This is a genomic window from Actibacterium sp. EMB200-NS6 (assembly GCF_001305615.1).
Classification (GTDB): Bacteria; Pseudomonadota; Alphaproteobacteria; order Rhodobacterales; family Rhodobacteraceae; genus Actibacterium_A; species Actibacterium_A naphthalenivorans.
This window is the reverse complement of the sequence record NZ_CP010869.1, coordinates 1,998,315-2,010,388: the sequence shown is the minus strand read 5'-3', so window position 1 is coordinate 2,010,388 and position 12,074 is coordinate 1,998,315. Positions and strand designations below refer to the sequence as shown.

At 68.7% G+C, this 12,074-nt stretch carries 7 protein-coding genes; 5 read left to right on the top strand and 2 right to left on the bottom strand.

The window, feature by feature from the left end; genetic code table 11:
• Nucleotides 1-3 precede the first annotated feature (3 nt).
• Nucleotides 4-1,074: an HlyD family secretion protein gene (locus tag TQ29_RS09780; RefSeq protein WP_054539003.1), complete on the bottom strand. Its 1,071-nt coding sequence runs from the start codon at nucleotides 1,072-1,074 to the stop codon at nucleotides 4-6.
• Nucleotides 1,075-1,596: 522 nt separating this feature from the next.
• Here TQ29_RS09780 and TQ29_RS09775 point away from each other — a divergent pair.
• A complete protein-coding gene (locus TQ29_RS09775) occupies nucleotides 1,597-2,541 on the top strand; it encodes a hypothetical protein (protein ID WP_037210230.1) in 945 nt (314 codons plus the stop codon).
• On the opposite strand, the gene TQ29_RS09770 is transcribed toward TQ29_RS09775, so the two are convergent.
• Complete coding sequence (locus TQ29_RS09770) at nucleotides 2,519-4,279, bottom strand: alpha/beta hydrolase (protein WP_054539002.1); 1,761 nt, start codon at nucleotides 4,277-4,279, stop codon at nucleotides 2,519-2,521. The genes TQ29_RS09775 and TQ29_RS09770 overlap by 23 nt on opposite strands.
• Before the next feature lie 240 nt (nucleotides 4,280-4,519).
• Here TQ29_RS09770 and TQ29_RS09765 point away from each other — a divergent pair, with 240 nt between their 5' ends.
• Genes TQ29_RS09765 through TQ29_RS09750 form a run of 4 tightly spaced genes read left to right on the top strand, consistent with a single transcriptional unit; the run spans nucleotide 4,520 to nucleotide 12,040 of the window.
• The gene (locus TQ29_RS09765; protein WP_162231820.1) at nucleotides 4,520-6,592 is read left to right on the top strand and encodes a caspase family protein; all 2,073 of its coding nucleotides are present in this window, start codon (nucleotides 4,520-4,522) and stop codon (nucleotides 6,590-6,592) included.
• Nucleotides 6,593-6,623: 31 nt separating this feature from the next.
• Nucleotides 6,624-7,682: a serine protease gene (locus TQ29_RS09760; RefSeq protein WP_082386593.1), complete on the top strand. Its 1,059-nt coding sequence runs from the start codon at nucleotides 6,624-6,626 to the stop codon at nucleotides 7,680-7,682.
• A 15-nt stretch (nucleotides 7,683-7,697) separates the two neighbouring features.
• Nucleotides 7,698-8,567, top strand: coding sequence for a rhodanese-like domain-containing protein (locus tag TQ29_RS09755; RefSeq protein ID WP_054538999.1), 870 nt, complete (start codon nucleotides 7,698-7,700; stop codon nucleotides 8,565-8,567).
• Entirely contained in the window at nucleotides 8,567-12,040 is a 3,474-nt protein-coding gene (locus TQ29_RS09750) for a CHAT domain-containing protein (RefSeq protein WP_054538998.1), read from the top strand. The genes TQ29_RS09755 and TQ29_RS09750 overlap by 1 nt, the downstream gene beginning before the upstream one ends.
• Nucleotides 12,041-12,074: the final 34 nt, after the last annotated feature.

The window sequence follows — 12,074 nt, the reverse complement described above, 5'->3', positions numbered from 1 at the left end:
CGGTCATTCAGCGACGCTTCCAAGGAATTCCGGCCAGGGGGCATCCGGGTCGAGGCGCAGATAGGCCACGCCGGGCAGGCCGGTTTTGACATAGCGGATATACTTTTTCAGAAGGTCCGGATCGATCCGGGCGCGGATGCGGAACATCAGTTTCTCACGCTCTTCCGCCGTTTCCACCGTCTTGGGGGTGAACTGCGCCACGTCGGCGACATAGCTGACCGTGGCCGGGATTACCGAGGCCGCGGCGGCATCCAGCACCAGCCGCACCTCGGTGCCGATCTGCACCCGCCCCGCCTGCGAGGTCGGCAGGAAGAACGTCATGTAGACATCGCTGAGATCGACGAGGTTCAGGATCCGGCCGCCGGCGGACACGATCTCGCCTTCCTGCGCCACGCGATACTGTACCCGGCCCGAACGCGGCGAGGTCAGAGTGCTGTCATTGATCGAGGCGGTGATGGCGTCGATAGAGGCTTGGGCGGCCTCGATCGCGGCTCGCGCGTCCACCACCTGCGCCTTGGCGGCGCCAATTCCGGCATCGGCCGCGGCAAGCGATGCCTCCGAGGCCGCCAGCCCCGCTTCGGCCTGGCGCGCGGCGGCGCGGTCGTCATCCAGGGTCTGCTGCGATATGGCGTTGGTCTTGACCAGTTGTTCGGATCGGGCCAGCCGCGACGCGGCGGCATCATATTGCGCCTGATGCTGCGCCACCACCGCCTTGGCCGCCTTGCGCTCCGCCGTCGCCTGAACCACGAGGCTGTTGGCCGTTTCCACGCCGATCTGCGCCCGGCGCAGCTGGGCTTCGGCCTGGCGCTTCTGGGCGTTGAGCTGCACGACATCCATCTGGACCAGCACGTCACCGGCCTCGACGAAATCGCCTTCCTTGACCATGATCTCGCTGATCCGCCCCGCGGCCAGCGCGGAGATGTCGATTTCCGTCGCCTCGATTCGGCCGTTGCCAGCCGCGATGCCGGCGGGCAGAGCGCTCTGTCCCAGCTTAGACCAGGCGAAATAGCCGCCGATCACAAGCACAGCCGCCGCGGCCAGCCACCACAGCTGCTGTCTCTTTATATCTGTCATCTGGCACTCCTGTGACGTTCCGATGCGTGGACGATACCCGAGCGCCCCAACAGGCGCCACCATGCATCATGTGATCTCTCTTCGTTTTGATTTGTATCAACAATATTCGATCTTGAGCGGGTCGGAGCGATCGGCAGAAGACTACGTGGCGATCCTATGGGACAACCGGCGGAAAATACAGCCCCCATCGGTGCGCGGGCGGGTTCACGATGCCGCGATCCGGGCAGAATGGCCCGGCCCGGGGATACGCGAAACCGTGTGGCCGCCCGGCGGGGCGCGAATATTTGCCGCAGGCGGCGTCTTGCGGTTAGCATTCATTCACGGGCCGGATATCTGCCCGGATTTTACGCTGATCAGCCATTCATTTCCGACGATGACCCGCATAGCCCGGCCAGACCGCCCCCGCGCTTCCTCGCACCCCGCCCGTTGCGGGCGGATGTGCCTTGGGCCTGACGGGAACCGGCGCGGTGTTTTCAGGCCCGCGCGGCGGGCTGCCCTGTTCTTTCACATCATGAGGTCTCAATGTTTCGGTTCGCAGGTTTCGCGGGCGCGCTCGCCCTGATCTTCACGCTGGTCGCACCCGGGCCCGCGCCGGCCCAGACCACCCGCTATGACATCATGGACAATCAGGGCTTCGCGGCGCCGATGGTGGCCTATACGGTCGAGGTGCCGCAGGGCTGGGCGACAAGCGGGCAGGTGCTCTGGGCCAAGCCCTGCAGCGGCAATGACAATTTCGAGCTGGTGTTTCAGGCGATCGCGCCCGACGGGCGAACCGGGTTCCGGATCATGCCGGGGCATCAGGTGATCTGGCTCGACATGCAGGTGGCCGGGCTCGCGCCCGACATGGCGCAGATGATGCGCGCGCAGATGGCGGCGGAGCGCAACAAGATGCAGACCCGGTTCCGCGGCTCGAACTGCCATGTGGCGCAGGTGACCGGCACCCGGCAACTGTTCGACGAGCTGATCCTGGCGCACCGGCCCGCCGACGCGCGAATTCTGCAAAGCGCGCGCAATCAGCCGATGCTGCAATCCTATGCCAGCGTGTTTCAGGCCGATCAGCCGGGGATGAAAACCTTTTACGACGCGGCGACCGTCCGGCTCGGCTACGGGCTGAACGGGCAGCCGGTCGAAGAGGTGGTGCTGTTTTCGTGGTACATGTTTCAGCTTGAACCGCCGGAGCCGGGGTTCGGCACGTTTTCGCAGCAGACGGTTGTCGATAGCATCCGCACGGCCTGGGTGGCGCCCGAACGCCGCGCGGCCGATGATGCCATGCTCGAGGCGATCATCGGCTCGATGAAGGTGAACCCCGACTGGAACGCGAAGGTGAACGCCTTTGTGCAAAAGCAATCGTCAGAACGTCAGGCCGCCAATGCCCAAACCGCCGCCGAACGCGAACGCCAGCGCCAGATGGACGAGGCCCGCCGCGACGCGCAGCATCAGCAGTTCATTGATATGATCCGGCAATAGCCTGAGGCGCCATCAGCTTTTCCAGAAACGGCTCCAGCTCGTGGCGCAGCGCGATGTCGTCGGTCGTGCGCGCCAGCACGGCGCGGGCATCCTCGTACGTGGCGACGCGGGCCTGACGCATATGGCCGATGACGTCGATCAGGCTTTGCGTCGCGCAGCGCCCGCGCTGATAGCGCCAGATCGGCGGGGCGTCGGCGCCGGGCGATTGTCGCACCAGCCCGCAGCGGCGATCGGGCGGGGCGTTCTGCCAGAACAGCGCCACCATATCGGCCAGCGCCGAACTGTCGTCGGCGAAATAGGTATGGGCCAGCATGTCGTCGCCCAGTTCGGACATGTCGATACTGTCGATATTGTCATCGGCCAGCGTGTCGGCGCCGCCCTGGCCGGCGCGCGGCGCCCCGGCATGCAGCTTGCGCGACGACACCAGCGCCCAGTCGTTTTCCGAGGCGTAGAGCGTCAGGCGGCGGGCGATGGGGCGGAAGGTCCGGACCATGCGGGCGAAGAGGCCGGCATCCACATCCGGGGCCGCGAACAGCACCTGGCCGAACAGGGGCGGGTCGTCGCGGGTCATGCCCCGCTGCAGCGCCATGATCTCCAGCGCGTCGGTCAGCGCCCGGTTGCCCATCGAATGGGCCACGATATTGATCGTCGTCGCGCCCGAGCGTGTCCGCAGATCCTCCAGAAATCCGGCCAGGCGCCGCCCGCTCAGCCGCACCACGGCGGTATCGGCGACATAGCCGATGGTCGATCCGCGCGACGGCCAGGAATAGAGGATCGGCACCCCGGCATAGTTCATGTCAAAGGCAAGCTGCGCGGCCCGTTTGGCGGCCTGATGGAACTCGGTGTTATAGCCGTGAATAAACACGAAGGCCTCGGATTTGGCGCCATCGGCGAATTCGCCCTGCATGCGGGCATAGAAATCATCGGCGGGCACCGGGGTCACGCTGCGCAGGACGACATGCTTGCTGGGCGAGGCCGCGAATTCCAGACGCCAGATCGACGGCGATTCCATCGCCCCCGCCACATGGGTGTTCGGGATCGTCACCGTGGCGACGCCAAGCTCCAGCTCGCCGCGGCCGGCGCCGTAATATCCCACGGGGTCGGGGTCGCCGGTGCGAGCACGGTCGGTCGCATAGTAAAGCTCCACCTCGACAAACCCTTCCCGCGCCCCTCGGGTGGCGCCGGGCGCGCCCGCGTCGGGGGCGGCAAGCGCTTGCCGGCGGAACCGTCCGGCGCTGTCCGCGTCTCCCAGCGCGTCCGACAGCCGGGCAAGCTCGGCATAGCTTCGGGCCAGGGCTTCGGGCGGCTCGTTGCGATCGGCCTGTTCGCCCGCGCGCCGCTGCAACTGCGCCCTGGCCGCACGCAGGTTGCCGGCCTCTTCGAACAGGGCGGCGGCGCGGGCCAGAAGCTGCACCGGATCTTCGCCCAGCCCCGGGCTGCGGTTCGCGAAATCGGCCAGTTCCGCATAGAGCCCGGCCGCCGGTCCGGCCCGGCCGAGCCCGGCCAGAAGGCTGGCCTTCAGGTGCACGAGATCGAACAGCGTCTGCGGATCGGGGGCGGGCTGCGCCCGAAGCTGTGCCAGCGCCGCGTCGATGGCGGGCAGGGCGGCCTCGGGATCTTCTTCGGCCAGAAAGGCGATCTCTGTCAGGGCGGGGGCGTCTTGTGCCGCCAGCGTGCGCCACACCCCCGGGCCGGCGGCGAAGAAAATGAAAATAGCAAAGCCAGATAGAAATTTCATGGGTGTAACCGGATTAAAAAATACTGTCCGGATCAGCCTAGCCCGCAAATGAAACAACGCAAGTCCGCAAAAATAGATTGTCTTGCGCGGGGTATTCTTTCTACTGTCGAAGGCACCTGAAGGCGTGATTATTTGAACGTCGCGGAGGGTTTTGATGTGCTGCGGGGCTTTTTTGCCGTTATATTGTTTTGCACTTTTGCCGGGGCCGCCCCCCTTCGGGCCGATATAAAAGCGGTTCTGGTGGGTGTCTCCGACTATGACGAAACCATCGGGCTGGCCGATCTGCGCGGGCCGGCCAATGACATCCGGCTGCTGCAGGCGGTCCTGCGCGACCGGGGCGTCACCGATATTGTTGTCTTGGCCGATGGTGTCGCGGGGGGCGTACGCCCAACGCGCGCGGCGATCCTGGCGGCGCTGCGGGACGCGGCGCAAACCGCGCGCGCGGATGATTTCGTCTATGTGCATCTCAGCGGCCATGGCACCCAGCAGGCCGACCCCCAGGGCGATGAGAGCGACGGGCTCGACGAGGTGTTTCTGCCCGCCGATACCGCCCGTGCCGACCCCGGCGCCGGGGTGATCCCCAACGCGATCGTCGATGACGAGATCGGCGCCGCCGTCGATGCGATCCGCGCCACCGGGGCCGATGTCTGGCTGGTGCTGGACAGTTGCCATTCAGGCTCTGGCCTGCGCGCCGCCTCGCCGCGCGCGGCCGCGCGGTTCGTCGATCCGCAAACGCTCGGGATCACCGCCACCCGCAGCGCGGTTGCCGAGGCCGGGGCGGTGGACCATGCCGCGCCGGATCTGCCCGGCCGCTATCTGGCCTTCTACGCCGCGCGCTCGAACGAGCTTGCGCGCGAGGTCGATCTCGCGCCCGAGGGCGCGACCGAGCCGCAATGGTACGGGCTGTTCACCGCCAAGCTGGCCGCCCGGCTGCAGCAAGAGGCCGCGCCCAGTTTCCGGCAGCTGTTTCAGGCGGTGCTGCGCGACATGAACGATGCCAGTGTTCCCGGCGGTGCCCGGCTGCAGACCCCCTCGTGGGAGGGGGATCTGATCGACGCCGCCCTGTTCAGCGGCGAGAGGGCAGAGGGGCGGCGGCGGTTTTCGGTGCGCGGCGATCAGCTTTCGGCGGGGCTGCTGCACGGGTTGGGCAATGGCAGTCTGGTGGCGCTCTATGCCAATCCCGCGGACCCCGAGGAGGCCCGGCTAGGCTTTGCCCAGGTCGAGGATGCCGAGGCCACGCTGGCCTTTCTGCGGCCGGTCGCGGCCGATTGCCAGCCCGCCGCCGGTGCCTTTTGTGCGCGGGCGGGGGCGCTGCCGCCGCAGGCCCGCTTTGCCCAGCTTGCGGCCCGGCCCGTGGATCTGCGCATCGCGATCGCGCCGCCGGTGGATCTGCTCACCGGCGAAAGGCTGGGGTCCGCCCATCCGGCGGCTGCGGGCCTTGCCGCGGGCATCGCGCAAGGCGGCTCGGCGGTTGCGGGGTTCGAACTGGCGCTCGATCCCGACAGCTACGAGATCGAGACGGTGTGGGACGGCCACGCGCTGTGGTTCGGGTATCGCGCCAGCCTGGGGGCCCAGCCGATGGGCCTGTCCTGGGTGCCGGAGGCCGAGCCGCTCGCGCCGCTGCTGGAACGGATCGGCCGGGCCGAAACGCTGGCGCGGATGCTGGGCGCGCTGGTCGGGGGCGGCTCGATCCTGAACCCCAACCCGGTGGCGCTGACGGCGGATTACCGGCCCACCCGGATCGACGATCTGGCGCCGGTCGGCGCCGGGGTTTCGCCGGTACGCGAATGCCGCGCGGCACTGGCCAACGTCATGGGCAAGCCGGCCGAAAGGCTGGAGCAACGGGCCAGCCTGAAACAATGCGATCAGGTGTATTTCGGGGCGCAGGGCACCACCGCCGGCGCGCGTGACGTGAACCGCATCCATATCGACGCGCAATTCTGCATCCACGCCGAATACGCGCGGATCGAGGGCAGCACCGCGCCGCACCCGCTGGGCCCCGAGATGACGATCTGTTCCGATTGCCCCGGCGGCTATTCGGCCGGGGAGGAACGCGTGTTTCTGGTGGTCACGGAGAATGCGGAAAATGCCGAGGCGCTGAACCTTGAAGGGTTGGTTGAAAACTGCGGTGCCGCCGCCGGGGGCACCCGTGGCACGGCGCAGCGGCAGACGATGTCTTTTCTGGGCCGGATCGCGCGGCGCCCCGACACGCGCGGCAGTTTCGGCGCGGTCGGAATATCCGATATCTGGGTCGAGGAAACGGGCTGGACGGTGCTGCCGCGCGAACAGGCTTTCGCGCGGGCCGGTCACTAGGGAACGAACATTTTTGGTGGGAGCGATTTTCATGAACAGACATTCAGGTGTGATATTGGCGGCGGCGCTGGCGGCGGCCCTGGCGCCCGCCGCGCGGGCGCAGGAAAGCGGCGGGCTGAGCCATATTGCCGTTCCCGCCGGGTCGGGGCAGGTTGCGGTGCGGGCTCATGTCCTGGCCGCCAAGCAACGCGTGACACCGATCGACGGCGCCGCGGCCTCGCGGATCTTCGGCGGGCGCCCGGCGCAGGAGGGGGCCTGGCCCGCGCAGGTTTCGCTGCATTCGGCCAACATGCCCGATCAGAGCGCGGAAAGCCTGTTCCAATCGCAATTCTGTGGCGGCACGCTGATCGCCCGTCAATGGGTGCTGACCGCTGCCCATTGCGTCGTCGGCGAAGACGGGCGCGTGTCAGAGCCGGGGTCCATTCTGGTGCGCACCAGTTCCGTCGCGCTGGATCGCGGCGATCTGCGCCCGCTGGCGCAGGTCATCGTGCACGAGCGCTACAACCCGACGCTGATCGACAATGACATCGCGTTGCTGCAACTGGCCGCGCCGATTCAGGACGCCTCGGGGCCGGTCGGCGCGATCCCGGTGTTGCCGCAGGGCGCGGCCGTGCCGCAGGGGGCGGCGGTGGTGGTCGGCTGGGGCATGATGGAGGAAGAGAAATTCCCCGCCACATTGATGGAAACCGATATCGACATCGTCCCGAACACGACCTGCAACAAGGGGATGGCCGAACAGACCAAGCGCGATTTCGGCAGCTTCCTGCTCGGCATGGGGGCCACCAACCGGATCCCGCAGGAAAACCTGGAACAGGCGTTTCAGATCCTGACCTCGAACATGGGCGACGCGCTGACCGACAACATGATCTGCGCCGGGGTCGCCTCCGGCTCCAAGACCTCCTGCAGCGGCGACAGCGGCGGGCCGCTGATGGTGCGCCAGGGCGATGGCAGCTGGGTGCAGGTCGGGATCGTCAGCTGGGGGCGTGAGCCCTTGGGCGCCACCCAGCGCTGCGGCCACAAAGACCTCTATTCGGTCTATACCCGCGTTTCGAACTATTTCGACTGGATCGCGGCGCATCTGCGCGGCTGAGGGGAGGGCATCAGCATGTTCAGCATATCAAAGGCCGGCCTTCTGGCCGTAGCGGTCGCGGCAATGGCGATGCCCGCCGCGGCGCAATCGGGGTTCGGTGCCGGCTCGTTCGGCGATGGCTCTTTCGGGGCGGGAGGCACGCCGGCCCCGGTGCCGCAGCCTCCGGCGCCGGGGGGCGGCGATTTCGGTGGCAGTTTCGGGGGCAGCTTCGACGGCGGCGCCGCGCCCGCGCCGCAGCCGCAACCCGCGGCGCCGCCCGTCGGCGGATCGGATTTCGGCGGCAGCAGTTTCACCCCCGGCGCAGCGCCGCCCGGCCCTACGCCGCCGGTGGCCGGGGGCACGCAGCCGCCGCCGCAACCCCAGCCCCCGGTCCAGCAACAGCAACCGCCGGCGCAGCAGGAACAGCCCGGGCTTCAGGTTGATCCGCAGATCCTTGCCTTCGAAAGCCGCGATTTCGGGGTGCCGCCACAACAGCAGCTGCGGCAGGGGCAGTTCCACGCCCCGACGCCCACCAGCCTGCCGGGCGCCAATGTCGTGTCGACCGCAGGGCTGGCCACGGCCTTGAACAACGGCATGCAGATGGTGCTGATCGATGTGCTGGGCGGCGACTACAGCCTGCCGAACGCCTTTGTCGCGCCGGCGATGGCGACACCGGGCAGCCTGAACGACCGCATGCAGCAGCAGACATGGCAATGGCTGGGGCAGATCACCGACGGGCAGACGGACACGCCGATCGTGATCTATTGCAGCGATCCGATGTGCTGGCTGAGCTATAACGGGGCGCTGCGCGCCGTCGCGGCGGGCTATTCCAACGTCTATTGGTATCGCGGCGGGATTCAGGCCTGGCAGATGGCCGGTCTGCCGCTGATGCCGGCCGGCTATTGATGCGGGCGCGCGCGGCTGTTCTGGCCGCCGCGCTTTGGTGCTTTGCCCTGCCGCTTCGGTGCGGGGCGGAGCCGCTGGCCGCGCTGCAGGGCGGGCTGGATGCCACGGTCGCCGCCCTGTCCGAGGGGCGCACGGAAGACGCCATCGCCCTGGCGCGCGAGACGCTGGAGCTTGCCCGCCGCCATCCCGCGCCCGACCCGCAGCTTTTCGCCTATGCGCTGAACAATCTGGCCTATGGCCTGCAGCTTTCCGGTCAGGCCGGGCAGGGATCGGGCGTGCTCTACCAAGAGGCGCTGGAGCATCTGGCCGCGCGGGGGCAGGATGTTTCGCCGGCGGCGCTGACGGTCACCGCCAATCTGGCGGGGCTGGAGGCGGCGGCGGGCAGCCCCGAGGCCGGCGGGCAGCGGCTGCTCCGGTTTCTGACCGCCGCCCAGGGCGGTCCGCTGGAGGGTGCGGCGCTTGGCGCGCTGTCCAGCTTTCACTTCACCGAAGGGGGCTATGACGATGCGGCGCGCTATCTGGAACAGATGCTGGCGGTCGAACCCGCGTTGCTGAGCGGTATGTTCGGGGCAGTGTTTCAGGCCTATTCCGCCGCTCAGGACGCCGCCGAGGCCGAAGAGCGCCATCTGGATGCGGTTGCCCTGATCCGGGGAAAGATCAGCATCCTGCGGGCCTTTCTGCCCGATGAGACAGAGGCGATCCGCAGCTATCTGCAAAGCATCTATTTCCACTATCACCAGGCTGGCGAATATGGCCGCGCCGCGCAGGCCATTCGCGACTGGGCCGCCGAGGCGCCGCTGAGCGACGAGGATCGCGCCTATGTCGATGAAACCGCCTCGCTGTTTTTGCAGGCGGCGCAGCTTTCGGGCTATACCGAGCGGCGCGATGTCCAGCTCGACTACACCGAACTGGCGGTGGCCTTCGCCGAACTGCTGGATGGCGGCGCCGACCCCCGGCTGGGCCACGCCCTGCGCGAACGGGCCGCCGCGCGCGAGAACCTGGGACTGACGGAGGAGGCGACTGCCGATCTGCAAAAGGCGCTGGCGGTGTTGGCGCAAAGCGACGCGGGGCGCCAGAGCCTGTTTCTGGTGCTGTCCGATCTGGCCTCGCTGTCCTGGCTTGCCGGCGATTATGGGCGCGCCGAAGATCTCTATGCCCAGGCCGATGCGGCCTATGCGCGGGCGCTTGCGCTCGGGGCCGCGCCGCTGACGCCGGTCGACCTTGTGATCGAAGGCACCAACCGCGCCGGCCTGGCGATATCGCTGGGCCGCCCGGAACAGGCGCTGGCCATGGCCGCCGAGGCGCGCGCGCTGTTCCGCCGTGATGCCGAAACCCAGGAGCAGAAGTGGAACACCCGCTATCTGGCGGCGCGCATCGACGGTGTCGAGGCGCTGGCCTATTCCGAACTGGGGCGGAACGCGGCGGCCGAGGCGGCCGCGCTGTCGGCGCTGGAGATCGCGCGCGCCGCGCTGCCGGCGGGCCATCCCGATCTGGCCCTCACCCTGACCAACACCGCGGATCTGCTGTTCGTGCTGGGCCGGCGCGAAATGGCGGTCCGGCTGGTCCAGGAGGCGGTGGAGATCAACCGCGAGGCCCTGCCCGAGACGATGCCGAACGCGATCGAGACCGAACTGAAACTGGTGCTGTTTCATCTGACCGCCGGCAATCGCGCGCAGGCGATCGAGGGGCTGCGCCGGATCACCGAACGGCGTAAATCGCCCGCCTATCGCGCCGCGCTGCCCGAGGCGTCGGGTGATTTCGAGATGCTCGCCTGGGCGCTGCTGGCAGAGGGCGACGACGATCCGGCCATTCTGGACGAGGCGTTCACGGCGCTGCAATGGACCCAGATCACCCGTTCGGCGGATGCGCTGGCGATGATGGAGGCGCGGCTGAAACTCGGCGATCCGGAACAGGCGGCGCTGCTGCGGCAGCGTCAGGACCTGCTCGAGGATCACAAGAGCAACAGGTCGCGCCTGCTGGCGGGCTATGCCGCGGGCGAAGGCCAGCAGGCCATCGCGGCGCTGACACGCCGGAACGATGAGCTGGAGGCCGGGTTGCAGCGGGTCGATGCCGCGCTTGCGGCGCTGGGGCTGGAGGGCACCGGATTTGGCGGCGTCACCCCGGTTTCCATCGCCGAGGTTCAGCGGCTGCTGGGCCCGCGCGAGGCGCTTGTCACCTTCCTGCTGCCGGGGCTGCGCGCCGATCAGGTGGTCGGGCTCGAGGCGTCTTCGAACATGGTTGTGGCGATCACCGCCGATGGCGTCTCGATCGCGCCGGTGCGCGAAACCAGCCGGCGGGTGCTGCGCGCGCGAATAGGCGATTTCCGCTGTCAGGTGGCGGTCGGCGAGCCGGGCTGCGCGGGTGGCCGGGCGGCCGGCACGCGCGGGGCGATGGTCGGGCTGTCATCGGATGACAGCGAGGGCGGCGCGGAGGGGTTCGATCTGGCCGGGGCGCATGCGCTTTACCTCGATCTGTTCGGCGGGGTCGAGGCGGCGCTGGACGGGCGCGATCACCTGATCCTTGTGCCGCCGCCCGACCTGCTGCGCCTGCCGTTCGAGGCGCTTGTCACCACCGCCCGAACACCCGGCACGCTGGCCGATGCCGATTGGATGGTGCGGCGCCACGCGATTTCGGTGCTGCCTTCGGTGCCCAGTTTCCGGGTGCTGCGTCAGGCAGTGCGGCCCGCAGGTGCAGCGGCGGGCCATCTTCTGGCGGTGGGCGATCCGGCGATCGGCAGCGCGGCCGATGCGGATTGCGGCGCGATGGAACTGGCGATGCTGCGCGCGGCCCCGCCGACGGGCAGCGTGATGTCGGGCAAGGCGGGGCGCGACGGGCTGCTGCTGGCCGATACCGCCGCCCTGCGCGCATTGCCGCGCCTGCCCGATGCAACCTGCGAGCTGCTGGCGATCCGGCGCAACTTCGGCGCCGCTCCGGCGACGGTCCTGCTGGGCGCGGCGGCCACCGAAAGCGCGATCAAGGATATGGACGCAGCGGGCGGGCTGGCGGCCTATGACGTGATCGTGTTCGCGACCCACGGGCTGACGGCGGGCGAAAGCGGGGCGCGCGCGCCGGGGCTGGTGCTGACCCCGCCCGACGCGGCAAGCGCCCGGGACGACGGTTTGCTGAGCGCGGCGGAAATCGCCGTGCTGCGGCTGAACTCGGATCTGGTGGTCCTGTCGGCCTGCAACACCGCCGCCGGCGAGGCGGGCGACGAAGACGGCCTGTCGGGTCTGGCGCGGGCGTTCTTTCACGCCGGGGCGCGGTCGCTGCTTGTCACCCACTGGCCGGTTTATTCGCAGGCGGCGGTGGAGATCTCGACCGGGCTGTTCGAAGAGCGGAGCCGGCAGCCGGGCATCAACACGGCCGAGGCGCTGCGCGGGGCGGTGCTGCGGCTGCTGGCGCGCGCGCGGGGCGACGGGATCCGGGCGCACCCGTCCTATTGGGCGGCGTTCGCGGTGGTCGGCGCGGGATAGGCGGGCCGCAACCCCATGGCGGGGTGGCGCGCGG